This window comes from Candidatus Brocadia sinica JPN1 (assembly GCF_000949635.1).
GTDB lineage: Bacteria > Planctomycetota > Brocadiia > Brocadiales > Brocadiaceae > Brocadia > Brocadia sinica.
Window position 1 is genome coordinate 3,543,853 of sequence record NZ_BAFN01000001.1, and the last position, 23,813, is coordinate 3,567,665.

The 23,813-nt window shown below is 41.7% G+C and carries 28 protein-coding genes and 1 pseudogene; 19 read left to right on the forward strand and 10 right to left on the reverse strand.

Annotated features, from left to right (window positions below; genetic code table 11):
* Positions 1-2 precede the first annotated feature (2 nt).
* The 3 genes from BROSI_RS16220 to BROSI_RS16230 all read right to left on the reverse strand — a co-directional run bounded on the left by BROSI_RS16220 (position 3) and on the right by BROSI_RS16230 (position 2,213).
* The gene (locus tag BROSI_RS16220; RefSeq protein ID WP_052564814.1) at positions 3-1,034 is read right to left on the reverse strand and encodes a helix-turn-helix transcriptional regulator; all 1,032 of its coding nucleotides are present in this window, start codon (positions 1,032-1,034) and stop codon (positions 3-5) included.
* Positions 1,035-1,154: 120 nt separating this feature from the next.
* Entirely contained in the window at positions 1,155-1,424 is a 270-nt protein-coding gene (locus tag BROSI_RS16225) for a hypothetical protein (protein WP_052564815.1), read from the reverse strand.
* A 111-nt stretch (positions 1,425-1,535) separates the two neighbouring features.
* Entirely contained in the window at positions 1,536-2,213 is a 678-nt protein-coding gene (locus BROSI_RS16230; protein WP_052564816.1) for a tyrosine-type recombinase/integrase, read from the reverse strand.
* 121 nt (positions 2,214-2,334) lie between these two features.
* On the opposite strand from BROSI_RS16230, the gene BROSI_RS16235 reads away from it, so the two are divergent.
* From BROSI_RS16235 to BROSI_RS16260, 7 genes are all read left to right on the forward strand, one after another.
* Positions 2,335-2,547, forward strand: a complete 213-nt coding sequence (locus BROSI_RS16235; RefSeq protein ID WP_052564817.1) for a hypothetical protein — start codon at positions 2,335-2,337, stop codon at positions 2,545-2,547.
* Between the two features lie 188 nt (positions 2,548-2,735).
* Positions 2,736-3,014: a hypothetical protein gene (locus BROSI_RS16240; protein ID WP_052564818.1), complete on the forward strand. Its 279-nt coding sequence runs from the start codon at positions 2,736-2,738 to the stop codon at positions 3,012-3,014.
* An 11-nt stretch (positions 3,015-3,025) separates the two neighbouring features.
* Positions 3,026-3,196 (forward strand): type II toxin-antitoxin system HicB family antitoxin, encoded by a 171-nt coding sequence (locus BROSI_RS19305; protein WP_082059266.1) that lies wholly within the window; start codon positions 3,026-3,028, stop codon positions 3,194-3,196.
* 4 nt (positions 3,197-3,200) lie between these two features.
* Entirely contained in the window at positions 3,201-3,449 is a 249-nt protein-coding gene (locus tag BROSI_RS16245; RefSeq protein WP_052564819.1) for a hypothetical protein, read from the forward strand.
* 9 nt (positions 3,450-3,458) lie between these two features.
* Positions 3,459-3,752, forward strand: a complete 294-nt coding sequence (locus BROSI_RS16250; protein WP_052564820.1) for a hypothetical protein — start codon at positions 3,459-3,461, stop codon at positions 3,750-3,752.
* Between the two features lie 124 nt (positions 3,753-3,876).
* Positions 3,877-4,080, forward strand: a complete 204-nt coding sequence (locus BROSI_RS16255) for a hypothetical protein (protein WP_052564821.1) — start codon at positions 3,877-3,879, stop codon at positions 4,078-4,080.
* Positions 4,067-4,333, forward strand: coding sequence for a type II toxin-antitoxin system RelE family toxin (locus BROSI_RS16260; RefSeq protein WP_052564822.1), 267 nt, complete (start codon positions 4,067-4,069; stop codon positions 4,331-4,333). Before BROSI_RS16255 ends, BROSI_RS16260 begins: the two co-directional genes overlap by 14 nt.
* 62 nt (positions 4,334-4,395) lie before the next feature.
* On the opposite strand, the gene BROSI_RS20040 is transcribed toward BROSI_RS16260, so the two are convergent.
* From BROSI_RS20040 to BROSI_RS20045, 3 genes are all read right to left on the reverse strand, one after another.
* Positions 4,396-4,572 (reverse strand): hypothetical protein, encoded by a 177-nt coding sequence (locus tag BROSI_RS20040; RefSeq protein WP_157842581.1) that lies wholly within the window; start codon positions 4,570-4,572, stop codon positions 4,396-4,398.
* Positions 4,573-4,626: 54 nt separating this feature from the next.
* Positions 4,627-6,528 (reverse strand): phage tail tape measure protein, encoded by a 1,902-nt coding sequence (locus BROSI_RS16265; protein WP_052564823.1) that lies wholly within the window; start codon positions 6,526-6,528, stop codon positions 4,627-4,629.
* 259 nt (positions 6,529-6,787) lie between these two features.
* Positions 6,788-6,937: a hypothetical protein gene (locus BROSI_RS20045; protein WP_157842582.1), complete on the reverse strand. Its 150-nt coding sequence runs from the start codon at positions 6,935-6,937 to the stop codon at positions 6,788-6,790.
* A gap of 419 nt (positions 6,938-7,356) precedes the next feature.
* Between BROSI_RS20045 and BROSI_RS16275 the strand changes: the two genes are divergently transcribed.
* The 5 genes from BROSI_RS16275 to BROSI_RS16295 all read left to right on the forward strand — a co-directional run bounded on the left by BROSI_RS16275 (position 7,357) and on the right by BROSI_RS16295 (position 13,601).
* Complete coding sequence (locus BROSI_RS16275; RefSeq protein WP_052564825.1) at positions 7,357-9,267, forward strand: TonB-dependent receptor plug domain-containing protein; 1,911 nt, start codon at positions 7,357-7,359, stop codon at positions 9,265-9,267.
* Positions 9,268-9,287: 20 nt separating this feature from the next.
* Positions 9,288-9,830, forward strand: a complete 543-nt coding sequence (locus BROSI_RS20050) for a type 1 periplasmic-binding domain-containing protein (RefSeq protein ID WP_052564826.1) — start codon at positions 9,288-9,290, stop codon at positions 9,828-9,830.
* Positions 9,760-10,239 (forward strand): ABC transporter substrate-binding protein, encoded by a 480-nt coding sequence (locus BROSI_RS16285; RefSeq protein ID WP_082059268.1) that lies wholly within the window; start codon positions 9,760-9,762, stop codon positions 10,237-10,239. The genes BROSI_RS20050 and BROSI_RS16285 overlap by 71 nt, the downstream gene beginning before the upstream one ends.
* A 3-nt stretch (positions 10,240-10,242) precedes the next feature.
* Entirely contained in the window at positions 10,243-12,411 is a 2,169-nt protein-coding gene (locus tag BROSI_RS16290) for a bifunctional diguanylate cyclase/phosphodiesterase (RefSeq protein WP_052564828.1), read from the forward strand.
* A gap of 71 nt (positions 12,412-12,482) precedes the next feature.
* The gene (locus tag BROSI_RS16295; RefSeq protein ID WP_052564829.1) at positions 12,483-13,601 is read left to right on the forward strand and encodes a C39 family peptidase; all 1,119 of its coding nucleotides are present in this window, start codon (positions 12,483-12,485) and stop codon (positions 13,599-13,601) included.
* Positions 13,602-13,611: 10 nt separating this feature from the next.
* Here BROSI_RS16295 and BROSI_RS16300 read toward each other — a convergent pair whose 3' ends face one another.
* Both BROSI_RS16300 and BROSI_RS16305 read right to left on the reverse strand, forming a co-directional pair.
* Entirely contained in the window at positions 13,612-14,412 is an 801-nt protein-coding gene (locus BROSI_RS16300) for an ABC transporter permease (protein ID WP_052564830.1), read from the reverse strand.
* A gap of 259 nt (positions 14,413-14,671) precedes the next feature.
* Positions 14,672-15,161, reverse strand: a pseudogene (locus BROSI_RS16305) (ATP-binding cassette domain-containing protein); the annotation flags it as partial.
* A 405-nt stretch (positions 15,162-15,566) separates the two neighbouring features.
* Here BROSI_RS16305 and msrA point away from each other — a divergent pair.
* From msrA to BROSI_RS16315, 3 genes are read left to right on the forward strand one after another with little or no spacing between them, the layout of a single operon-like run.
* Positions 15,567-16,142: a peptide-methionine (S)-S-oxide reductase MsrA gene (gene msrA / locus BROSI_RS16310; RefSeq protein ID WP_052565906.1), complete on the forward strand. Its 576-nt coding sequence runs from the start codon at positions 15,567-15,569 to the stop codon at positions 16,140-16,142.
* Between the two features lie 44 nt (positions 16,143-16,186).
* Positions 16,187-16,393: a glycosyltransferase family 39 protein gene (locus BROSI_RS21495; protein WP_082059270.1), complete on the forward strand. Its 207-nt coding sequence runs from the start codon at positions 16,187-16,189 to the stop codon at positions 16,391-16,393.
* 60 nt (positions 16,394-16,453) lie between these two features.
* The gene (locus BROSI_RS16315; RefSeq protein WP_157842584.1) at positions 16,454-17,587 is read left to right on the forward strand and encodes a hypothetical protein; all 1,134 of its coding nucleotides are present in this window, start codon (positions 16,454-16,456) and stop codon (positions 17,585-17,587) included.
* A 16-nt stretch (positions 17,588-17,603) separates the two neighbouring features.
* On the opposite strand, the gene BROSI_RS16320 is transcribed toward BROSI_RS16315, so the two are convergent.
* Entirely contained in the window at positions 17,604-18,503 is a 900-nt protein-coding gene (locus BROSI_RS16320) for a DUF364 domain-containing protein (RefSeq protein WP_052564833.1), read from the reverse strand.
* A 269-nt stretch (positions 18,504-18,772) separates the two neighbouring features.
* Here BROSI_RS16320 and BROSI_RS16325 point away from each other — a divergent pair, with 269 nt between their 5' ends.
* From BROSI_RS16325 to BROSI_RS16340, 4 genes are all read left to right on the forward strand, one after another.
* Positions 18,773-19,948, forward strand: coding sequence for an FprA family A-type flavoprotein (locus BROSI_RS16325; RefSeq protein ID WP_052564834.1), 1,176 nt, complete (start codon positions 18,773-18,775; stop codon positions 19,946-19,948).
* A 142-nt stretch (positions 19,949-20,090) separates the two neighbouring features.
* Entirely contained in the window at positions 20,091-20,861 is a 771-nt protein-coding gene (gene xth / locus BROSI_RS16330; protein WP_052565908.1) for an exodeoxyribonuclease III, read from the forward strand.
* Between the two features lie 193 nt (positions 20,862-21,054).
* Complete coding sequence (locus tag BROSI_RS16335; RefSeq protein WP_052564835.1) at positions 21,055-21,777, forward strand: PP2C family protein-serine/threonine phosphatase; 723 nt, start codon at positions 21,055-21,057, stop codon at positions 21,775-21,777.
* Between the two features lie 54 nt (positions 21,778-21,831).
* On the forward strand, positions 21,832-23,097 hold the full coding sequence (locus BROSI_RS16340; RefSeq protein ID WP_052564836.1) for a carboxylesterase family protein: 1,266 nt from the start codon (positions 21,832-21,834) through the stop codon (positions 23,095-23,097).
* 39 nt (positions 23,098-23,136) lie between these two features.
* Here the strand turns inward: BROSI_RS16340 and BROSI_RS16345 are convergent, their stop codons facing one another.
* The gene (locus BROSI_RS16345; RefSeq protein WP_052564837.1) at positions 23,137-23,784 is read right to left on the reverse strand and encodes an aldo/keto reductase; all 648 of its coding nucleotides are present in this window, start codon (positions 23,782-23,784) and stop codon (positions 23,137-23,139) included.
* Between the last annotated feature and the right edge of the window lie 29 nt (positions 23,785-23,813).

Below are 23,813 nucleotides of genomic sequence, written 5' to 3' on the forward strand. Positions count from 1 at the left end.
TTTTAACCTCCTTTTTTTGGTTGTTTGAGTAACGATTTCAAGGCCTTTACTTCGGCCTCTATTTGTTTGATTCTTTTAATGACACCTTCTCTTGCCTCATCCCCAGTAAAAATCTTTTCCCTTAATCCCGTCTCGATTTGTTCCGGGGTAAGTTCATCTATTGCTTTGTCCATCACAAAAAAGCCACATACTGGAAACGAATAAAAATTCATAGTAAAATAACAGAACCCATGAACATATAAAGCGAAGAAAGTTTCACTATCGAAGTATCTATTCGCGTAGCTAACAAGGTCTTCCTGGTGGCTGTCACGACGGGAAATAGGTGCATTCTTGTTCTCTTTCTGCCTATATTCCAGCTTCCCATACTCTAGATAAACAACAATCCTTGTAAACTCAGACAAGATTTCATTTACAAGACTCTCTTTAATGAAACCAATATAAGCCGCTTTCAAGTTTTCTTCGGCATCAGGGTCAGCTATACAGAGGTTCTCTCTCACATTTTCAATCAGCCGTTTCTTTAGTTGTCGAAGATAGCTAATATCCAAATCCAGTTTACCTTTGAAGACTTCCTGTATTGTTAAATAGTTTGTTATGGCGCCGATTTCAGAACCTTCATAAACAGGCGTGTTCTTTTTCATAAGGCGTGGATATACTAATTCTGCGTCTAAGATCTCCTTGGCAGCTTCTAAAACCTCTCCATCAAATTCAAAAGGGAGCCTTTCTTCACGCCAGTAATCCGTTGTAGTGCTTCTCACTTCCTCTAAAAGCACGCTCTCTTTGGTTATTTGGTTGATCCCTGTAGGGTTATCTGATACAAGATAATACCGGTCACCCTTTTTAAGATAGCGCCTTTCTTCCTTTCTTTGCTCCACTATCCAGTTATCAATTTCAGCCTTTTTAAATCTGACTGCTTTCAGACCGATCTTGTGGAAAGGGATTTGTTTATTGTGGATTTTGTTGTAGATGGTCTGCTTCTCAAAGCCAAGATATTGAGCAACCTCGTCAACCGTCATATATTTATCTTCTGCAGCCATGTGACCTCCTACTATTTGTTTACTTTAAGTTACTTTATAATAACTATAGTTACTTTATATAAACACCGATGTCAAGAAAAAAATTAAAATTTTCTTTATATCCCTTTTACCCGCCTTCCTTCACCTTTCGAATTTAATTATCCGATGTTGTTGGTTTTTTTTAAATTCACCAGGCGCATTAATCACATTCCTAATTTCATAGCATGCCTCGATGGTTTTAATGATCGCCTTCCGGCTGCCCTCGTTTTCTCCGCGCAGAATAGCAACTACCATATTGATAAGTTCCTGTTCCATCGGTGGAAGTCCAGCATATTTAACAATTTCCGATGATTCGGAAACTGTTTCAGTCACCAGTTTTATATTTGGCGGTACCCAATTTTTTTTAGACATGACTATTACCCTCCATTATCCTTTCTTTGCCAAAAAAACCAAATAGGGCACGGGCGCCGTGCCCCTACAATTTATTTTCCTTTGCGCCCTCTGCGTCTCTGCGGTGAATAATCATAATGCGAACTGCAACCGCGCAATGGCATCCATCTTCTTTTCATCTGATGTATGCAAATATTTCTCAGTCGTCCTTATGTGGCTATGTCCCAAAAGCTCCTGCACCGTCTTCAGGTCAACCCCCTTATCCAGGAGCGTGGTAGCAAAGGTGTGTCTCGTGGTATGTGGAGTAATCCTCTTGGCAATCAAGGCATCCTTCCTCACCCGCCGTAAAAGACAATCCACCGCCTTATGCGTAAGCGGTCGCACCTCACAATTCCCATGCTCCCCAAGGGTATAAAATAAATACTTTTCCCCTCTATCAAGAGGGGTAAGGGGTGTGTTATCCCCCTTATCAAAGGGGGCAAGGGGGTTGTTTTCCTCTGCGTTCTCTGCGGTGAATCTTTGCTTCATCGCCTTTTGATACTCCAGCACAGCCTCCATCACATCCCTGTTCAGTGCAACACGCCGGTATTTATCACCCTTACCCATCACATCAACCACCGGTTGATTCCGGTACGTGGTAACGTCTGCAACCCTGAGATTGCATACCTCCGCCTTTCTGAGTCCCGTGGAGAACATCAGGAGCAAAAGGGCATAATCCCGCTTGCCCTTCAGCGTCCTCCTGTCCGGTGCCCTGAGGATCACGCTAATTTCATCCTCCGTTAGAAATTCAGATACCCTTTTTGATTTCATAAATTTTTCACCTCCATAAAATTATGTAATTATCAGTGATAATTACATGATATTTAATTAATATATAATTGTCAACTAATTTCTATTGAAGTTTTAAATTTTTTTTGATAGTATCTTCGTCATGAAAAAAGCAACATATAGCATCGTTTTAACTCCTGGAATAAAAGAGGCTTTAGAAAAGGCAGCCCAAAAAGACCGCCGGTCTATGTCGTCATTTCTTGAAAAGCTCATAATTGAGTACTTAGAAAAAGAGGGGATACCTTGGGAAAACGGTTCTGTTGAAGGTAAACCCGTAAAAGCTGGGCGTCCTAAAAAAGAAACTTCAAAGAAATAAGGGACTTGCCTGGGTGGCTACGCATCGGGTCTGCCTATTTGCCTTTTTTACCCTTTATGGTATACTTTTAAAGAAGATATATGGTGCGGGGTTACCAGATCTTTGACGGCCATATATGATGTGACGTACGCCGTCACATCCTTTGTTCCCCGGTATTCTCTAACCTTTAGCCAGTTTCCCTTATCACCATGGAAGCAATCATTGTATTAATCATCATAATTTTGATAGTCTATGCATTCATAAAACATCAGCGCAAAAAGGAAAAAGAACTTACCCCATATGAGCGTCAGAAACAAGTAAAAGAAATGGCGAAAGGGGTTGAAGAGCTTATCAACGAGGTAGTCCAGGAATCAGAGTACGGGAAAAAAACCAACGAAGAGATTGAACAATTGAGAAGCGAAGTTAAGCAATTACGAAAGGAGTTGAGTGAATTAAAAAAGGATGATCATGATAAGCAAAATATTTAGGAGATTTCACCATGCAAATTAAATTGACGGCAGTCTTCCAAAAGGTACCCGAAGGATACATCGGATTTGTAGAAGAACTGCCGGGCGCCAATACACAGGGAGATACATTAGAGGAAGCACGGAGCAACCTGGAAGAGGCAGTACAATTAGTCCTGGATGCCGACCGGGAATTAAAGGAGTAAAAACATGCGTACAACCTTAAAAAAGAAGAAAGACCTTATCAAGGTCAAACAGTTTGTAACCAATAGCGAAGGTCAAAAAGTAGCAGCCATAATCGAAATGGAAGAGCTGAGCAGGATCGAGGGATTGTTAAAGGTCATTCCACCTTCAGAAGCATGGCTTTACCAAAACAAGGAAGCAGTGGAAAGCGTCCAGAAAGGTTTAAAAGAAGCGTCAGAAGGCAAGATATCAAAACTCAATCTTAATAAACTTTAGGATAATACCTTGTTTGAGATATTTCTTACCAACCACGCAAGGGAACAATTAGACCAGCTCAAAACCGACAAGGGGCTGTTTAAAAGATACAAAGCGGTAAAAAAGGCCATTCAATTTTTATCCCAAAATCCAAGACACCCAGGGTTACAAACGCATGAATTTACTACGCTGAAAGGCCCAAAAGGTGAGAAAGTTTTTGAAGCCTATGCCGAACAATCAACCCCGGCAGCTTATAGAATATTCTGGTATTATGGCCCAGACAAAAATCAAATTACCATTATCGCCATAACCCCACACCGGTAATGCAGGATGACAGTAGGAAATTTTCGGCGCTGCCTACGGCGTTTCCGGGCACATACCCGGCAGCGATATGAGGGGGAGAAGTCGGCCCTCCATCCTGCATTTTTAATTATGAGGAGATCTTGTTGTGAAAGTATCAGATTTGACAGTTGAAGAGTTTGAAGAACTGCTCCGCAAGACGATAGAAGATGAAGTAGAAGACCTCTACATCATGTTAGACCCTACCATAAAGACGAAGATTGAGGAGGGGTTAGCGGATATCAGGGAGGGTAAGGTTGTATCCCTGGATGATCTCGTAGCCCGAAGGAAGGCTAAACGTGGGGAGATTTAAGGTTATCTTGTCTGATAAGGCTGGCAAAGATACTGATACCCTATCAGACGATGACTTTAATCGCATCGTAAACAGATGCAAACGGCTCGAAGATAATCCATTCCCTGACGGCAAGCATATCAAGAAGCTCAAAGGTTACGAAGACCTCTATCGCTTAAGAATCGGTGATTACCGGATCGTCTTTGAATGGAAAGGATCACAAATTAACATCGCAAGAATTCTCACCCGGCAGGATTTTGGAAAGAAGTATTAAATCAAACATAATGCAGGATGACAGTAGGAAAATTTCGGCGTTGCCTACGGCGTTTCCGGGTATTAACCATAACCGACACCTGGATTTTCCTTCGTATGACCTTTAATCAATACTTCCACTGTTTCGCGGTTATACTGAGTTTCGTCAAGGGCAATTTGTTTTATCCGTTCCCCCGTTTGATCGTCAATATACTCCAAAAAGCGCTCTTCACCCATTTTGACAGTTCTTTTTGTAATCATGCCTATACTGCCTCCTTTCTAAAAAGTTCCGAATGCCCATTTCGAATTTCTGAATTAACGATTACCCCTCAATTGCGCTGCAAAGGCGCGGCTACGGTCTACGCTATCGCCAACAATCTTCTGTATTACCGGTGAGTGCTTTTGTAAAAAACGTTCACCATCCTGACCATCCACAAAGGACATATTCATAGAGATGGATTGCTGAACGATGACCTGGCCACCTGCAGATCCCGCACCTTGGGCAGACATATTACCAATAGGTGGTGGTGTAAACCATCCGCCTGCCTGTGTAGTGCCAGCGGTACCGCCGATACCCATTGAACGCGCACCGCCAATACCAAATGCGCTGCCAATGCCGGTAAACATTTGGGACATGAGCCATTCGGCGGTCATTCGATTAACAGCATCGATAAATGCATCTGAAAAATCACCGATAAAATCCTTCAGATGTTTGCCAATGTTTTTTGTATCGGTTTCGATACTATGTTCAAACTTCGATAAAGCACTTGCTCCGCCTGATGCGAAGTCCTCCATCATCCCTTTAGCCCCTTTGGCCCAAGTGAATCCTTCCCGCTCTAATTCCGAATAAAAAACCTTAATCCCGCCAACAAAATCGTTGGTTCTCAATATTCTCTCCTCATCCAGTTCCCTGAGACGTGCGTAGAATGCTTCCCAGTCAAGCATTACGTCACCCGTGATGGCAATTTCTTCATTACGTTGCTTTTCAAGAAGATCTCTACGATAATCATAGTAACGGGCGGAATCGAATTTGAGGGCTTCGAACATGTCTGCATAGACTTCTTGTTTCCGTTTTGCCGCTTCCTCTTCCAGCTTCATCGCTTCAGCCGCAAGCCTGCCTTCCTCGCGGAATGCCTCACCAACAGACTTTTCAAATTCTGCCTGATCCTTCAACCATTGTTTTTCATTGAAGATAATTGCGGGCTCGGTTTTCCTGGCTTTTGTAATACCTTGAGTAAGTTCGCCAGGTAATCCAAACGCACCAAAAACCGGGTTAGGTTGTAAACGAATAGATTGTAAATTCATTACTTCTGTTTTTATTCCAGCAAGTTTATCCGTATATTCTTCTGCAAGGTCTACAAGTTTTTTGAACCATTCCCATGATGTAGCAAGTGGTGATTTTCCAATTCGATTCATAAGCCCCCATGGATCAATTAATTTAATCCATGAATTTTCAGGGATTATTCCTTTTTTTATGACATCAAAGAACTCATTAAGATTTGGTATTACAATATTACCAACTACATACCCAAGTTCTTTAAAATTTTCTTTCGTGATGGCAATATTATCATTGAATTGCTTTGCCTGATTAATCTCATCTTCAGAAAAAATAGGCTGTTTGTTTTTAATCTCATCGATATTTTCCGAAAGTTCCTGAAACATGGGTAAAATCGCCCTACTACCTCGGCCAAAGACCTTTTCTGCTAAATCGATTTTTTGAAAACCATCTACCATATTTGCAAATTTTCTCGAAGTATCAATAAAAAGATCCCCAGTATCCCGCAATCTACCTTTCGTATCATATAGCTCTATTCCAAGTGCATGAAATATATCTTGTGAGTCACCCACACCATTAGTCGCATCTGCAAGCCTTTGAGAAAATTGGAAAAGACTGAGCGATAATTCATTTAAATGTACGCCGGATGTTAGTGCAACTTGTTTGAATGCCTGGAGCATATCAGTTCCGACTGAGGTTTGAAAGCTCAATCGTTTCAATTCCTCCGCAGCATTAGCTGTATCAAAGATAAAGAAATCTATGAATTTTTTAGCACTATAAATGGCGCCGGCAAAGCCAAGCCAATGGGATTTGATACGAGATACCAGACTGCCGGTTTCAAGCTCTAGTTTTTTGAATGACTCTCCAACATTCTGAATGCCGGTAATTGCGTCTTTATTGTCTGTGGTGATGATTAATTTTACTTCGTTTTGCTTTGCCATTTTTCTTCCCTTTTTTTAAAAGTTCTGATTGTAGTCAAATTGTAGTCAACTCCAGCGTAATTCTACGGAATTAGTCGGAATCAACAGGAAAAACTTGAAATCTATAACACATTACAATACAATTAGTTGCGGTCATAACAGACACCATGTCAGTCAGTTATGAAAAATACAAAAAACACTATGTTTTTGAATGGGGTTCAAGAGGTCGTGGGTTCAAATCCCGCCACCCCGACCACTAAAATCAAGGGTTTTCAGGATATTAGCCATTGCTCGCCTCTCTCAAATTGTATACTTTTTGTATACTTGGTTGTTCTGTCATGATATTATCCAGCATATCAACTGCTTTAACCTTGTGACTCGGTGCAAGGTGTGCATACCGTAAAGTCATCTTAAAGTTTTTGTGTTCCATAAGCTCTTTCACTGAAGAAAAGTGATTTGGATAACAAGGAACAATTTTGTTCGATTTTTTTACGATTAATCCAATATTTTGCTTGAAATGCACTAGCGGATAGTATTTAATATGCGCAAAATTGTACTTTAGCCAGGAGAAAAACCGAAAAAATGAAAAATTGGACCCAATAAATGTCATACCTTACATTGATGAAAGCTATTTGCCCTAATCTTTAAAATCTCATACACCATTAATTATAACATGTATAATTAAACATGTTACTTCCTTACAGCAGAAAGAAAACTATTTTCTTCTCTAAAGTACATGGGAAATTCCAGAGATTTTTCATCATAAGTTTCTTCATTCTTTGTTTCTCACCTTGTCTGTGCCAGGCAGAATCAGAACTATCCCTGGAATCATCGCCTATAAGTGAAGAAATGATCCTGTTTCAGGAAATCCCCTCAGTTTATAGCGCTTCCAAATATGAGCAAAAGGTAACAGAAGCCCCTTCTTCGGTGACCATTATAACGGCGGATGAGATCAAAAAATATGGTTATTTGAATTTTGCAGAGATTTTGCGGAGCGTACGTGGATTCCATATTACCTATGACAGAAATTATCATTATCTTGGGGTAAGGGGTTTTGGACTGCCTGGAGATTATAATACCCGTATCCTGCTCCTTATCGATGGACACCGAATTAATGACGCTATCTATGAACAGGCGCCTCTGGGCACGGATTTTCCCATCGATATTGATCTCATTGAACGTATCGAGATTATCCGTGGGCCGGGTTCTTCCCTGTACGGCACAAATGCATTTTTTGCGGTTATCAATGTGATTACCAGGCGGGGCAGGGATTTCAAGGGTATCGAGACTTCGGGAGCGGCAGGCCGCTTTGAGACATATAAGACCCGTGTGAGCTACGGTGATAAATTTCCGAATGGTCTGGAGATGTTATTTTCTGGTTCTTACTATAGCAGCGAAGGGGACGACCGGCTGTTTTTCAAAGAATTTGATAATCCGGAAAATAACAACGGTATTGCAGAAGACCTTGATAATGACCGGTTTAAAAATTTTTTTAGCAGCTTTTTCTTCCATGATTTGACTTTGCAATTCAATTATCATCAAAGGGAAAAAGTTGTTCCAACGGCTCCGTTTGATACAAGATTTAACGAGCGTTTTTTTACTGCTGACGAACGAGGTTGGGCCGATCTGAAGTACGAACGCATATCTGATGACCAATTAATTTTTCTGGCTCGGCTCAATTACAATTTTTACAATTATGATGATGATTATTTTTCAAATGGATTGCCTGGAACAGTAAAAACTTCTGATGATATTGACAGCCAATGGTTACAAGGAGAGGTTCAATTAACCAAAATCCTTTTCGAAAAGCATAAAAGCACCCTTGGTTTTGATTATCGATATAGTATACAGCAGGACCAGCGAACCTTTAATCATATAAGAGAGGGCGCATTTCCCGGTATCAGACGTGAAATTCTCGATGACAAACGTGACACGCAGTATTGGGCAGTTTATCTTCAGGATGAATATGCCATTACAGACTATTTGGCTTTAAATGCCGGCGCTCGGTTTGATTATTTTTATACCTTTGGGAGCTCAGTCAGTCCCCGTGCTGCGTTGATTTACAACCCGTATGAGAAGGCAACGTTTAAGTTTGTGTATGGCCGCGCATTCCGTGCGCCAAATGCCTACGAACTTTACTACCATGATGACACTTCGCAGAAGCACAGTCCCCATCTTGACCCTGAAACCATCGATACCTATGAAATCATTTACGAACAGTACTTTGGGAAACACCTTCGGGGGACAATTGTTGGTTTTTACAACTCAATTGATGATCTCATTGCCTTAAAAACTGATCCTGGAGACGATCTCCTCGTGTTTGACAATGTCGATAAGGTTCGTGCAAAAGGTATCGAATCTGAATTGGAAGCAAAATGGGAAAGTGGTTTTGAGGGAAGGACTAGTTATACCATCCAGGAAACCGAGAATGATAGGACAGGGGAAATCCTGGTAAATTCTCCGAAACATTTGGCTAAGTTCAATGTTATTATTCCTTTGATAAAGGAAAAACTCTTTTTCAGCGGAGAAGAACAGTATACGAGCAAAAGAGAAACACTTTCAGACAGATTTGCGGAAGATTATTTTGTCACAAATATAACACTGTATAGCCGTAATATTTTTAAGACGCTGGAAATTTCAGGAGGCGTTTTTAACTTGTTTAACAAGGTATACGAAGATCCCGGAGGAGAAGAACACGCTCAGGACACCATCGAACAGGACGGCAGGATATTTCGAATTAAGGTTACGTATGCATTTTAATTTTCCAGGTAATATTCAACATGCATGGATGCAAGATTTCTACTTTTCTCAAAGCGGCTATAATTATAATCTTTGTTTTCTGGATGACTATACCTGAAATTCCGGCAAATGAGGTGCAAATTGACGTGCTTGTCAGCCACAATGAATCGCCTTACACAGAGGTACTCACGGGTTTTCAGAATTATATTGTTGAACAAAAAATACAGATGAAATGCAGCACCTATATACTGGAAAACAAGAAAGCGCCGATATCACAAATTTCTCTGGAAATCAAAAAGAATAAACCTGGTTTGATATTTACCGTTGGAACTATCCCAACTGTAGAAGCTCTCAAGGTATTTGATGATGTGCCAATTGTCGCTTCCCTTATTCTCGATGAGAATACGATGAAGCGTGCAAGAAACAGCACCGGGGTAATACTCGATTTTCCGATAGAAGCACAGTTTTTTTGGTTAAAGAGTTTCCTCCCGGAGGCAAAAAAAAATCGGCGTCATGTACAACCCGTTGGAAAATCAGGAAAAGATCCGACGTGCTGGGGAAATAGCAAGAAAAATGGGGCTTGAGCTTAATCCTGTGAAGGTTCATACGCCAAAAGATATTCCCAATGCGCTCAAATCTTTAGCAAACAATGCAGATGTTTTGTGGGGGATAAATGACGCCCTTGTATTCAATTCGTTAACAGCCAGACACATCCTGCTTTTTTCATTTAGAAACCGCATACCATTCTGCGGTCTTTCTTCCGCATGGGTAGAGGCAGGAGCTCTTTACGCCTTAGAATATGATTTCTATGATATAGGCGTGCAATGCGGAGAGAAGGCTGTTAAAATAATACGGGGCGCTGGGGTGAATTCTGTTCCGGTGTCTTTACCCCGAAAGTTGCTTTACACCCTGAACCTGAAAACGGCCAGGCATATGAAGATAGATATTCAGGAAGAACACATTCGTAATGCATATAAAATTTTTGAGGAATGAGTTATGTTTGCTTCAAAAGCAAAGAGGCGGATAAGCATAGCAACCAAATTTAATCTTTTAACCATTCTTATTATCCTGGTGACTTCGGCAGGAATCAGCTTTTTTCTTGTGCACAATGTAGTTTCTTACAAATACAATAGTCTTGTAAGACATGGCTTAGTTATTGCCAGCATGGCATCTCAAACGAGTGAATACTACATCTATACAGGAGATACAGAATCTATGATGCAGCTCATTGAGAGCCTGGAAGTGGATGAAGATGTTGCTTATGTATGCCTTTTTAATAAAGAAAAAAAACAACTCATGCACAAAAGCTTTAAATACGGCTTAAAAATTCCCCCTGCTCCTGTAACGCGTTTCATAGATTGCAGCCCACAGGGAAAAATACTGTATAAAGAATTCTTCAATAAAGAAAATGGAAATCGGTATATTGACATTCTGTCCCCTGTGATTATCTTTGCCGACAAAAAACCAACAGATATATTGGTGGACAATCAAAAAGGCATAAATCCGGAGATTGCAGGATATGTTCAAGTGGGATTGTCCCTTGAAAATCTTCACAAAAGAATAAAACAATTCCTGATATCTGCTTTAGCTTTTACCTCTTTCTTTATCATGGTGGGAGTTATTTTAACCTTATTTCTTACGAAAAGAATCACCGCTCCCCTCAAGAAGTTGAATTCAGCAACAAAAAATATTTCTGAAGGAATATTCGAACAGCATGTTAATGTCCACACGAATGATGAAATTTCAGATTTTGCGGGCGCTTTCAACCATATGGTAGAACGCTTACGAGTGTATCGTGATCAACTAAGACACACAGCATTCCACGATCCGTTAACAAACCTGCCCAACAGGAATCTTTTCATGGAGCGTTTGGAGCGATTAATTGAGCATGCAAAAAGAGATAAAAATTGTGCGTTTTCTGTGCTATTTCTTGACCTTGATCGTTTCAAGGTTGTTAATGACAGCCTTGGTCACCTGGCGGGCGATAAATTACTGGTCTTAATTGCACAAAAACTGGAAGAGTGCTTGCGGAAGTCAGATACCGTTGCTCGTTTTGGAGGGGATGAGTTTGCAATCCTTCTTGATAATGTAGATGACGATTTTAATGCAAAATTTGTGGCAGAAAGAATCCTGGAAATCTTGAAGGATCCTTTCGTTCTTGATGGTCATAGAATAGTAGTCTCCGCAAGTATTGGAATTGTCTTAAAAGGCGAATTCTATAATCGTCCTGAGGATATCCTGAGGGACGCTGATACAACAATGTACCGGGCAAAGATGAATGGCAAAGCACGGTATGCGGTATTTAATACGGAAATGCATGCCAGCGCAATGAATTTTTTACAGTTAGAAGCGGATCTCTGGCATGCTATCGAACGCTCAGAATTAGTAATTTATTATCAACCCATTGTGTCATTAACACGTGATGAGATTGTTGGTTTAGAATCACTCATTCGCTGGCAGCATCCTCAACGTGGTTTAATTCTGCCAGATGAGTTCATCCCCCTGGCAGAGGAAACCAGAATGATTGATAAAATCGGTCACTGGGTAATACAAAAGGCCTGTGCTCAAAACAAGGTGTGGCATGATATGGGATTTTCAAACATAACGATTACCGTTAACGTATCAGTCTTACAGCTCCGACACAGGGAATTGCCGGATCAGGTCAGGGCAACAATTAAAAGCACCGGGTTGCCGGCCGGCGCCTTTAAATTGGAAATCACCGAAAGTACGGTCATGGAAAGCAGAGAGCTTGTCCTCGAAATATTTAAAGAATTGAATGATATGAAAATACAGCTCATGATGGATGATTTTGGCATCGGTTTTTCTTCAATACATAGCCTGAAAAATCTTCCGTTCAGCACATTAAAGATCGACCGGTCCTTAATTTCAGATATTGCCATGAATCCAGATGCTTCAGCAATTGTCAAAGCTATCATAGACATGGCTCGCTCTCTTAAAATAAAGGTAATTGCAGAGGGCGTGGAAACGCAAAGACAGTTGGAATTATTGCGGTTGTATCAGTGTGATTATATACAGGGCTACCTGTTCTACAGTCCCATGAAGGCTGAGGAAATTACCAATATATTGAGACAGAGAAATAAACCGGCATCAGACACGAATAGTGACATTACGCGTGAGTTTATTACATTATGGGGTGAAAATTAACTCACTGAAGCGCTGAAGCATTCAAATTTTCTGATCCTCTCACAAAAATATATTGAATGGGAGTGAAAGATATGAGAAGCAAAAACACGGTTATTATATTCTTATTGTTTTGGATGGTCTTTCGTGTCGATAACCTGGCGGATAGCGCGGATGAAACGACAACTTTGCCGGAATCGTATCTTATCTCTGATGTGCCATATCACGAACAAATAACAGGTCTTTCCTGCGGACCAGCCGCCCTTGAAATACTTTACGATTTTTGGGGCGAAGATATTGATCAAAAGGCCATTGCCGATGTTGCCCGATCTTCTTCAATCGGCACCTATACATGGGATATGACGCGTGCTGGTTATTTCAGTCATTTGAGCGCAGCCCAGGGAAGGTTCTTTCCCCGCAATGCGCCTAAAGCAGGCTATCCGGAAAGACCCCTGGGTTATGCCTCTTTTGATTATTCTTCAGATGCCCCGTGGTGGTCAATCCTTAAAGGACTTATTGTTCAAGATATTCCCGTTGTCTTACTCATGAAATTTTCTCCCGATGACGACACCGCACATTATCGGGTAATTGTGGGGTATGATGAAGATTTGGGAGTAGTTTACTTCGTGGATCCCTGGGGAAGGGACTTTGACAGAGTGACAAACCTTGATGGGACTATCACCTGGAGCATGGCAGACTTTGAAGACGCATGGAACTATACCGGCTACGGAACTTCACGCCCTTATTGGGGGGCAGTAATGGTGCCGTGGACAGTTGCCATTCACACGACAGGTGAAACAACCGCAGGTTCCGTACTTGGGGTAACTGCTGAGATTACGTATCCATGTCCTCAGCCATTCGATTGCGCAGCCCATTCTGCCTCCAATGCCAGTGTAGAGATTATCCTACCCACAGGGATGTATGTGTTGGGGGGTTCACCCAAAATCGATATTGGATGTTTTCAGGCCGGAGATACTGTTACCGTTACATGGGATGTTATGCTCAATGCCGATGGGTTCGGCGCCTCAATTACGGTGAAGGCAACAGGAGTTATAGCCGGCGCTGTGCCGGAAATCGACAAGAAGGGTAAGAACAGTAGGAAGGTGGATAAAGATAAGGATAAGGATAAGGATAAGGATAGAAAGAATCATAATTTTTATTCTGCCTATGCTTATACCGATGAAATTGGTGTGGAGACAAGCATAGGACTATAAATTGTTACTTTCATAGATTTTCTGCTGTCAACCGTGCAATAAGCCCTCTTCGCAGGATAACGCGGTAGATATAGAGGAAAAACAGGCATGAAATAATTAAGTATAGAAGCGCAATACTTATGCCAACAACGAGATGTGAAACAGAGAATTTACCTGAAAGCAGAGCGCCTCTCATTCCTTCAAACACGTAAGTGGGTGGAAGAATAGCTGCGATTGGTTGGAGAGCTTTGGGAAGAGCGGAAATAGGATAAAATATCCCTGTAAATGGATCCAAAACAAACGGAATTATCCATGCGACCCACTCTGCCGGAGGGCCAAATCGTAAAACCAATGCTGTGGCAAAAATTCCGAGCGCTAGCCCAAATACCAGGATGATCGATAGAAAAGGCACGAGCAAAACACCAAATTGAAAAATATTGTAGACAAACATTACCCATGCAATAAGAATCATTATACTTAAGCCCGCGATGCTCGTTGCCAGACTTGAAATTACTAAACCAGACAGGTATTCACGAATACGTAGTGGCGAAGCAAAAAGATTGAGCAGGTTACATGACCACATATCTTCAAAAAATGATAACATCAAACCTTGCTGTATACGAATAAGAAAATTCCACAAAACGACAGCTCCTAAAACAGTAGTGGTAAAACTAAATCCCGAGTGGCCTATTCTATCAAGATAACGAGTAATAAATCCCCACAGGATTGTATCGATGCTAATCCACGTAAAAATATTAACAAGCCGGGTCTTATTGTTTTGAATAAGGAAGATTTGTCTTAAAAAGATTGCATAAACTCTTATGAAATTCATAACCTATATGGGTTAATCTCTTAAAAGAAACCCGGTTCGTTTGCGACGGCAATAAAAAGTTCTTCGAGATTTTTCTTTTTGTATTCAATTGGCAGCTTTCTGGGATTTCCTTCAAGCAAAATCTTCCCGTGAGAAAGAAAGAGAACCCGGTCGCATACAGCTTCTACTTCATGCATATTATGCGAAGTCCAGAGAACGCCTGCGCCACTTGACAAAACATAGTCCTTGATTTTTTGTCGGATTGTCTGGGCCGTATTGGGATCAAGCGAGGCAGTTGGTTCATCAAGGAGAAGAAGCTGCGGGGAATTAAGCAGCGCTTTTGCAAGGTGCAGGCGCGTCTGTTCTCCGGCGGAAAGGACGCCTGATTTTGTATGGGCAAGGTCTTCTAAGTGAAACTCCTCAAGGAGGAAATGAATCCTGTTCTTAAGCTTTTTTACTCCATAAAGGAGTCCGAAAATATGAAGATTTTGCCAGACCGTAAGATTTCCTGGCAATTGGGCATATCCAGCGGAAAAACTGACTTGTTTCATGATGCTCTTTCTGTGCTGTTTTAGATCTTCCCCAAAAATAGAGATACATCCGTCATCAGATTCAAGCACACCGAGAATTATATGAATAGTGGTCGTTTTGCCAGCTCCGTTTGGCCCCAGGAGACCAACAATCTCACCACGCCTTACAGAAAACGAGAGGCTGGAAATGCCCTTTGTCTGGTCAAACTTTTTGATAAGATTTTCTATTTTAAGAATCAATGCATCCCCATTTTCTCTGAAAAGTAAATCGAGAAGTCATGAGTTAAGGCAAATCTTCTTAGTCTAAATGAGTTTTCTGTTTGATGCATTATATGCAGTGTATACGGTATATGTGGTGGAAGTATAGCAAAATCGATTTTCTTTGGCAAGTATCATCTGACCACATCAAACAAAAGTCTTAATTATTGACTTTTGCGGTGAAGCATGGCATAAATCAGTCATGACTAGGATATCCTGGGTAGTGTTCCGGCGTATCACATTACAGTACTCAACGTAGGAATTATTGTCGGATGATATTTTTGTGGTAAAAGGTATGAGGTTCGTGTTGCTATGATTACACAAGTATTTTTAGGCTTATTACTGGGCAGCATGGCGCTGTCTGGCGCTTTGAAGGATTCTATAAATATGAACGAATCAAAGGATCAGGTTGTTGCTTTCTCCTGGGAGAAAGAAGTTGTGACGCTTGGGGGTGGCTGTTTCTGGTGCATCGAGTCGATCTTTGAAGAACTGGAAGGGGTGGAGCAGGCGGAGTCCGGGTATTCAGGCGGTTGGGTTGATGATCCTACGTACCAACAGGTCTGCACCGGGAAAACAGGGCATGCCGAGGTGGTACAGGTCACGTTCGATCCGAAGGTTATTTCATTGAAAGAAATTCTAAAAATTTTCTTCACGGTACACGACCCGACCACCCTGAACCGCCAGGGGCCAGATGTCGGTACTCAGTATCGCTCGGTGATTTTCTACCGCAGTAATGAACAAAAGGCCGTAGCCGAGCAGGTGATCCAGGAGATTCAGACAGAGAAATTGTGGAGCGATCCTATCGTGACCGAGATCGTGCCATTTAAGGTCTTTTATAAGGCAGAAGATTTTCATCAGGAGTACTACAAGCTGAATCCCGGACAAGCATATTGCCGCTTCATCATTGCCCCGAAGGTAAAGAAATTCCGGGAACACTATCGGGATAAGCTGAAAAGAAAATAGTAATTCATGACCGGGATGAAGCAGTATTTGGCCTCTTTGCAGAAATGATTCTTGATGGCGCAAGGCCGTTGTATGGTATTTTTAACTATTATACCTCTCCAATTCACGCATATTTGCTTGCCATTGTTATAAAGATTCTGGGGAATTCAATTTGGAGTTTACGGTGTTTAGGTCCGATTTTCACACTCATAACAATTGTTGCGATTTATGACATCGTACGGCAATTTCTGCTATTCGTGCGTTCTGGATAGCCTGCTTCCTTGTAACATTCCCACCGGTTGTTATGCTTTCGCGACTATGCGGCGAGGTGTTTGTCCTTAATCCTTTTCTTTGGGATGATCTGGATATACGTCAGACTTTGCCAAAGTCAAAAACCATACATCAATAAAATAGGCTGGATACTTACCGGTTTTCTTTTGTCACTCGGTGTGTGGAACCATGTAATATTCCTGCCTAGCGCTGTTTCTCTTGTTATTTGTTACGCAATATTCATGTGGCCTGGTTTCCGGCGGTTTTTAATTAATGGAATCTTCTGTTTGCTCGGTTTTCTGATTGGCCTGGTACCACGATTCATTTCAGCATTGGTTTTTGGAAATGTTTTATTTCAAAAAAGGCCGGCAATCCCTCCGGCTTCGCTGAAAACTTCACTTTTAAATCTTTTATATACTTTATCGGGTGATGGACTCTATGCCCGTTTTTCCGGTAAAAGCATTATTCCATTTGCCTGGGGAATCCTGGGAATTGTCATAGTTATTTTGGTTACGTTTTGTTTTTTAAAGGATGGTAAAAAGGAAAAGAAACTATTTTGGGGGATATGGGTTTTTCTCGTTTTTAACTTTATTGGAATCTGGCGGATTACACCATTCGGCTCAATGGGTTCACGTCTGTGGTTGATTCCTGTATGGATTTTTCCGGTTCTGCTCGTGGTATGGATGACGGACCTTCATGCATGGAAGTGGCGTATTATTGGTGGCATCATGATTTTTATAAATCTGATGCTACTTGTAGTGAATTATTATATACCGAACAGCCGTTCGAATGGTGTTATCAGCCCATCTGTCTATGTTGGAGGCAAATATGACAATACGTGGGATTATTATGACCATCGTCAAGTAGTGGAAAAACTGGCTCAGACGGATGCCGAGTCTGTATTTATTTCAAATATCAATGTATTTACGTTCTATTATTTAATGCCAAAAGAGCAGAGGCATCGGATAAAGCTGCTCTGGTCATTAGAGCAAGGCGGCATGGGAAGTACTCCGGAAAAGCAGCAACTCTATAGCAGATTTAGCTATAAAGGCCCGATACCAAAATCGGCGCTGTTTGTTTTTTATGATAATGATAAGGATTATCTCGATCATTTTTCGAAGCAATGGTATTTTCCTTTAACAACTCCAGACAACGATACCAGTCTTACCGGGTTTAAGGTTTTTCGTTTGAAATAAAAAATTCCCCCATTTTTCAGGTACAGGAGGTCATGCGGAAAGAATTCTTTGAGGGGGCTTGTGATGTTCCTCTTCCCGCCTCGTTGCGCATCACGATTTTTTCAGCACATTTTTCAAAGAAGTCATACCCTGAGCCAGCCTCACCAATAAGATGTATCATCTTTGCTGCGTCTGTAATTCTCACGCCACCCAAAACAGTCACTCCTCTTTTATAGAGAGGTTCCGGATAAACGCTTGCAGTGGGTCCGACTACGACAATATCACGGGCTTTTTTTGCAAGCTCCAGGATAGGTTCGAGTGTGTGATTAACGAGCGTAACCCCGGTTATAATCAGGATATCCCCCTGGGGAATTATTTCCTGCAGACGGGCTTCGGGTTCTATTGTAACCATATCATCTTTGCCCATGGCCCTGGGATTCTTCTCAATGACAAAAAGTTTTTTGGTTACTTCCTGGATTCTTTTTATAAACGGTGGAAATGCCCCGACCATAACGACTGTGTCTTCCCCGGAAATCTGTATCAGGTCTAACGCATTCCCATAAGCAGAAGGTTTGTATGGACAATGAGTATCTTCGAGCAATATTGCAGAGAGTGCATTTATTGTTGCAGTGCCAACAGCCGCCTTCAGGACATTATCATCGAGGGCATACTCCATAAGTGCATCGATGGAAAAATTCAGCAAATTCCCAGATTGAGGCATCTTTGCATGAGACCGGGGACAGCACACCGCTTCTGGTATTTCCTGAACTGGGGTATAAGACATGCCTGCATGTCCCGTGCTTACTACAACCCCGGTATAAAACACTCCTATCCGTATATCTTTTGGTGTGATATGAAGCTGGTTTATCACCTGAGATGCTCTCATAATCCCGATTAATTCCTCTGTAATGGACTTCCGTTCATGTGTGTTCTGCATCTATTTTAACCCCTTTTTAAAAAATTCATTCAACGTTCATCATGTTTATATACTATACTATTTAGCTGTATTTATTCAAAGAGAGACTTTCCGACATCATCCAATTCAATGCGCGGAGATAATTAGTTTGGAAATCTGTGTAATACATATATAATTGATGATATGGGCAATATTTGTTCCAGAAGACCTGATGGGGCTGGATTTTTTGCTATCCCCATTCCAAAAATAAAATAAGTTTTACGAAGAGCTAATTTTCAGGAGAAAGAGTAATGAAGCCAATAAAACTGAAAGAAAACATTTATTGGGTCGGAGAAATTGACTGGGATTTGAGGAACTTTCATGGCTATTCGACTCAACGGGGTTCAACGTATAATGCCTATCTGATACTTGATGAGAAAATTACCTTAATTGATACTGTAAGACCTTATCTTTACGAGAAAATGATGAAACGGATATCACATCTCACTGCCCCTTCCAATATTCACTATATTATCTCAAACCATGTGGAAATGGACCATTCGGGCAGCCTGCCGCATCTCATGGAAGCGGCGAAAAATGCTACAATTGTAACATCCCCTAACGGGCAGAAAGGGTTAATAGCCCATTACAAAAACAAGGATTGGAATTTTAGAGTTGTTAAGTCAGATGAGACAATTTCTCTTGGTAATAAAAATATAAAATTTATTCTCACTCCCATGGTTCATTGGCCTGACAATATGATGAGCTACCTGGTGGAAGATAATATTCTTTTTTCCAATGATGCCTTTGGACAGCATATTGCTTCTTCTGAAAGATTTGATGATGAATGTTTCCAGGGTGTCGTTGTTGAAGAAGCAAAAAAGTATTATGCCAATATTGTTTTACCTTATTCCAGCCTGGTTCAAAAAGCTATGGATTTGATTTCTCCTCTTCCCATTGATATGATTGCCCCAAGTCACGGGATTATCTGGCGTTCGTATGTAAATGCTATTACAGATGAATACAGGAAATGGGCTGCCAATCGGACGGAGAAAACAGGGCTGATAATCTATGATACCATGTGGGGATCCACGGAGAAGATTGCTCATACGATACAAGAGGCCTTTGAATCCCGTGGGGTTTGCACAAAGATGCTTAATCTCAGAAAAAATCATATTTCTGATATCATTGCCGATGTATTGACTGCAAGATTTATTTGTGTGGGTTCTCCTACCTTAAATAGCAATATGCTTCCTACGGTGTCAGGGCTTTTAACGTATCTAAAAGGGTTGTCCCCAAAAAACAGGGTTGGACTTGCTTTTGGCTCTTATGGCTGGGGAGGACAGGCGGCCGGCCATGTGGAAAACCTATTAAAAGAGTGTGGTTTTGAGATAATGGAAACCATAAAGATCCAGTATGTTCCTGATGAAATAATACTCCAGGAAGTCTCTGACAGGCTGAAAAAAGAGATAGCAAAATATGTATGAACGCTTTTATCTGAATAAGTCGGAAAAGATAAAATCCGAAGCGCGAATTCGCGAGCCAACCCTGTCAGGGTTTAAAATCCTGACAGGGTTAATTTTATTCATATTTTTGCTAAAAATGTCAAAATTATCTTTGGAAGATACTATGAAAGTTGCCAGCTTTAATGTCAATTCGCTTAGAGCCAGATTAAACATAGTCCTTGACTGGCTACGGAAAGAATCGCCCGATATTCTTTGTCTTCAGGAGACAAAAGTGCCGGACAATGAATTTCCACAAACCGCTTTTGAAGAGATGAATTACCATGCGGTTTCCCGGGGTGAGAAATCATACAACGGAGTAGCTATAATAAGCAAAACCCCTCTGAAAGATGTCCGGGGGGGCTTTGACGAAGATGAATCCGAAGGAACCCGTCTGATTACAGCCACCGTAAATAAAATTTCGGTAGTTAATACCTATGTCCCTCAGGGTGTCCATCCGCTTTTGAAGCAATTCCGGTATAAACTGGATTGGTTTCAAAAATTGTATGAGTACTTTACCAAAAACTTTCGGCCTGACAGGGCATTGCTGTGGATGGGAGATTTCAATGTTGCCCCTGAGCCCATAGATGTTTATAATCCGGATCACCTGCAGGGGAGCATATGCTTCCATCCCGATGAGCACGCGGCACTTCAGAGATTGAAAGAATGGGGTTTCGTTGACGTTTTCCGGTTACATCAGCATGGTCCTGAACAATATACCTTCTGGGATTACCGGGTAAAAGATGCCGTAGCAAGAAAAAAGGGCTGGAGGATTGACCATATCTGGGCAAGCCGGCCTCTGGCAAAGAAATCAACAAAAGCATGGATTGACACCACCCCGAGACTCTTAGAAAAACCGTCGGATCATACCTTTATTGTAGCTGAATTTGAGGTTTAATGGTTTGGCTATTTTACTTGAAGATTGGTGAAAACCATACCATCCGGCGTATTACCTGTCTTAAGATGGGCAAGAACCTTCCAATCGTAGAGATTCTCTGTAAAATAATTTCCTTTTAAGCCCTCCTATTCTATCGTATCATTTTGTAAGATTAGCAACGAATATTTTACAAAGGAAATGAAGCGCTCTTCGTATGAAACTGGTCTACAAAGCAGACATCGGTAAAAAGAGGACGCATAACGAGGATAGTATTCTGGTTGATGAATCTATGAATATTTTCCTCCTTGCCGACGGAATGGGGGGGCATCAGGCGGGTGAAGTGGCAAGTGATTTAGCGGTAAAAGAATGTTATGCCTGGCTCAGAGGAAATTTTGACAAGGCCAAAGGCGAAGCGAATATTTTAAAACTCCTCAGGGAATCTCTCTTGAAGGCACACAGCGCCATAAAGGCAAAGTCAACGACAGACATCAATCTCATGGGTATGGGGACAACCCTCATGCAGATGTTAATCATCGGGAATAATGCACACATATGCCATGTTGGCGATAGCAGGGCATATCTTCTCAGAAAGGGAATAACGCTGCTTACGAAAGACCATACTGCTGAAATGTATGTAGTGAAAAAGGGTATTGTGGCAGGGGGATATCTTCCCTTGCAAAAGATGCGTGTACTTACCCAGGCCGTTGGCGGGCAGGAAACGTTGTCTCCGGAATTACGTCAGGTAAAGCTTCAAGCTGGGGATATTCTCCTCCTTTGTTCCGATGGTCTCACGGATATGCTTTCTGATAACGCAATAGAAGCGATTATTCAAAGATATAAGGATAATCTTACTGCGGTGGCAAATAGCCTGATACAAGAGGCAAACAGTAAAGGTGGAAGAGATAATATTTCTGTAATACTGGTAGAATATGAATAAAAATGAAGATAGCGGTTACCATCCTATTGCTGATAGTCTGAAAAATTATTTATCATGCACAAATATTTGTTAATCATCCTATTTCTTGTCCTGATTGTTTCTTTGCCAATCTGCTTTGGACAGGATAGAAAATCAGATGGCCAATTATTGGTAAGCAGATACCTGGGAAGCGCCAGTGCAGGTGAAAGGGAGGAAGTACTTAAGAAACTGGAGGATTTGGGGGCAAGTTTTGATGAGGTTAGGGAATGGGTTCGTATCCCGGAGAACTATACGTCTCAGCAGTCCGGTATACATAGGGAATTGGCACCGGTTGGTGAAAAGAAGGGGGAGTACTTTGCCTATATACCACCTTCTTACGTGCCTGACAAGTCCTGGCCTGTTGTGCTGGCATTGCACGGGGTCGGCGGCAGTGGTTACGGGCAGGTAATGGCATGGTTAAAGTCATCTGCTCACAAGAATGAATTTATCTTTGTGGCTCCCACCTATGGTTCCGGGCTGTGGTGGGAAGAAGAGCCAGAAAGATTTGTACTTTCAGTACTTGATAAGGTTAAACAGGATTACCATGTTGACACAAATAGGGTCTATCTGACAGGATTTTCAAGCGGCGGCCATGGTGTATGGTATGTGGCTGTTCGTTATCCTTCGCTCTTTGCAGCTATAAATCCTGTCGCCGCTGAATGCCCATTACCTTCCTTATTGGTAAACTTGATGCAGGTGCCTGTATTTATCATACATGGAGCCAGGGATACCGTCATCCCGGTAGAGGCCGCAAGGGACGCAAATTCAAGGTTGGAAAAGCTGGGCTATAACGTTATTTATGAAGAATTGCCTGAGCTAAAGCATCAGTTTCCTGCGAATGAAACAGACCAGATTCTTGTCTGGTTCCGTACCCATAAGAGATCGCTCTACCCGAAGATGGTAAAATTTTCCACGGATTCTCCAAAATACCCCGTTTCTTACTGGACTGAGATAACGGAATTCTCTAAATTAGTAGGACAAGTTTCGGGAGTTTACCGAGATGTTTCTGGACGTTTGGTGAGACCAGAAGGATTTTCAGAGACGGCAACCATTGAGGCGGAAATAAGAAAGGATAATGAGATTTCTCTGACTGTTTATGGGGTCAACGCCCTGCGCCTGTATTTGGGCGAAGAACTCATAGATATGGAAAAACCCGTATGCGTATCAATAAATGGTAAGACAGTATATTCAGGAAAGATGGAAAGAAGTGTGCAGACGATGCTCGATACGGTAAAAAAACGGAATGATCGGGAGGCATTGTTCTCTGCTTATCTGGAACTGAAAGTCCCATCTGATGACTAAAGAACTATTGGGTTTTGCATAAAGAAATATTTTTCTCTACTAAAAAAATTCACCAAGTATCCGCTTGGCCTCGTCTGGTTCTAATTTCGGAACTTTCAGCAGATGAAGATTATCCTGCACATGTTTAACCGTCTTCATGCCCACCAGTGAGGTTGTTACACCACGCAATGAACGAACAACCTGGATTGCACGGCGGGCAGCGCCGTTGCCAAGGTTACTGAGCGCCTGAAATGAGAATAGTTTGCTGTTATCCAGTGCGCGTGTTTGCAGTAAGGTTGCACTGGAACGGATAAATTCAGGCTTCAGAGAGTGGCATCCCTGAACAACGTCTTCCTCAGTGAGAATTCCTTTCTTTAAGAAGCGATTCTGGAAAAATTCGGAAGGTTCTTCTCCGGACTCGATGTCCCCCGGGATAAAGCCGCCTTTGGTTGCTACAATTAGTTTTTCACGAATTTCCGGATGTTTTTTCGTCAGGCTTCGCACAGCTCGTCCAACGACACGCTCGCTCTTCATTTCCCTGTAGTTTATTGCGGTGTCAATGACATTACACCCTTGTTCAACCGCTCTGGTGATTGCGTCAAGGTAAAGCACGTCTGTCCTGTCATCCTCCTTGCCCAGATAAGTACCAATACCTATAGAGGAGGCCTGGAGGGTCATTCTGTCGTGTGAAATACCAGACTTTGGCATAAACGATAAATTCTCCCGGATTTTGTTTT

Excerpts from the sequence above, each read along its gene's own strand:
- BROSI_RS20045 (WP_157842582.1), bottom strand. The coding sequence starts at position 6,937 with ATGGAACACAAAAACTTTAAGATGACTTTACGGTATGCACACCTTGCA.
- BROSI_RS16220 (WP_052564814.1), bottom strand. The coding sequence starts at position 1,034 with ATGGCTGCAGAAGATAAATATATGACGGTTGACGAGGTTGCTCAATAT.
- BROSI_RS21495 (WP_082059270.1), top strand. The coding sequence starts at position 16,187 with ATGATTCTTGATGGCGCAAGGCCGTTGTATGGTATTTTTAACTATTAT.
- BROSI_RS16335 (WP_052564835.1), top strand. The coding sequence starts at position 21,055 with ATGAAACTGGTCTACAAAGCAGACATCGGTAAAAAGAGGACGCATAAC.
- BROSI_RS16325 (WP_052564834.1), top strand. The coding sequence starts at position 18,773 with ATGAAGCCAATAAAACTGAAAGAAAACATTTATTGGGTCGGAGAAATT.
- xth (WP_052565908.1), top strand. The coding sequence starts at position 20,091 with ATGAAAGTTGCCAGCTTTAATGTCAATTCGCTTAGAGCCAGATTAAAC.
- BROSI_RS16295 (WP_052564829.1), top strand. The coding sequence starts at position 12,483 with ATGAGAAGCAAAAACACGGTTATTATATTCTTATTGTTTTGGATGGTC.
- BROSI_RS16320 (WP_052564833.1), bottom strand. The coding sequence starts at position 18,503 with ATGCAGAACACACATGAACGGAAGTCCATTACAGAGGAATTAATCGGG.
- BROSI_RS16245 (WP_052564819.1), top strand. The coding sequence starts at position 3,201 with ATGCGTACAACCTTAAAAAAGAAGAAAGACCTTATCAAGGTCAAACAG.
- BROSI_RS16240 (WP_052564818.1), top strand. The coding sequence starts at position 2,736 with ATGGAAGCAATCATTGTATTAATCATCATAATTTTGATAGTCTATGCA.
- BROSI_RS16290 (WP_052564828.1), top strand. The coding sequence starts at position 10,243 with ATGTTTGCTTCAAAAGCAAAGAGGCGGATAAGCATAGCAACCAAATTT.
- BROSI_RS16285 (WP_082059268.1), top strand. The coding sequence starts at position 9,760 with ATGTACAACCCGTTGGAAAATCAGGAAAAGATCCGACGTGCTGGGGAA.
- msrA (WP_052565906.1), top strand. The coding sequence starts at position 15,567 with ATGAACGAATCAAAGGATCAGGTTGTTGCTTTCTCCTGGGAGAAAGAA.
- BROSI_RS20050 (WP_052564826.1), top strand. The coding sequence starts at position 9,288 with ATGCATGGATGCAAGATTTCTACTTTTCTCAAAGCGGCTATAATTATA.
- BROSI_RS16340 (WP_052564836.1), top strand. The coding sequence starts at position 21,832 with ATGCACAAATATTTGTTAATCATCCTATTTCTTGTCCTGATTGTTTCT.
- BROSI_RS19305 (WP_082059266.1), top strand. The coding sequence starts at position 3,026 with ATGCAAATTAAATTGACGGCAGTCTTCCAAAAGGTACCCGAAGGATAC.
- BROSI_RS16300 (WP_052564830.1), bottom strand. The coding sequence starts at position 14,412 with ATGAATTTCATAAGAGTTTATGCAATCTTTTTAAGACAAATCTTCCTT.
- BROSI_RS16345 (WP_052564837.1), bottom strand. The coding sequence starts at position 23,784 with ATGCCAAAGTCTGGTATTTCACACGACAGAATGACCCTCCAGGCCTCC.
- BROSI_RS16265 (WP_052564823.1), bottom strand. The coding sequence starts at position 6,528 with ATGGCAAAGCAAAACGAAGTAAAATTAATCATCACCACAGACAATAAA.
- BROSI_RS16235 (WP_052564817.1), top strand. The coding sequence starts at position 2,335 with ATGAAAAAAGCAACATATAGCATCGTTTTAACTCCTGGAATAAAAGAG.
- BROSI_RS20040 (WP_157842581.1), bottom strand. The coding sequence starts at position 4,572 with ATGATTACAAAAAGAACTGTCAAAATGGGTGAAGAGCGCTTTTTGGAG.
- BROSI_RS16275 (WP_052564825.1), top strand. The coding sequence starts at position 7,357 with ATGATCCTGTTTCAGGAAATCCCCTCAGTTTATAGCGCTTCCAAATAT.
- BROSI_RS16230 (WP_052564816.1), bottom strand. The coding sequence starts at position 2,213 with ATGAAATCAAAAAGGGTATCTGAATTTCTAACGGAGGATGAAATTAGC.
- BROSI_RS16225 (WP_052564815.1), bottom strand. The coding sequence starts at position 1,424 with ATGTCTAAAAAAAATTGGGTACCGCCAAATATAAAACTGGTGACTGAA.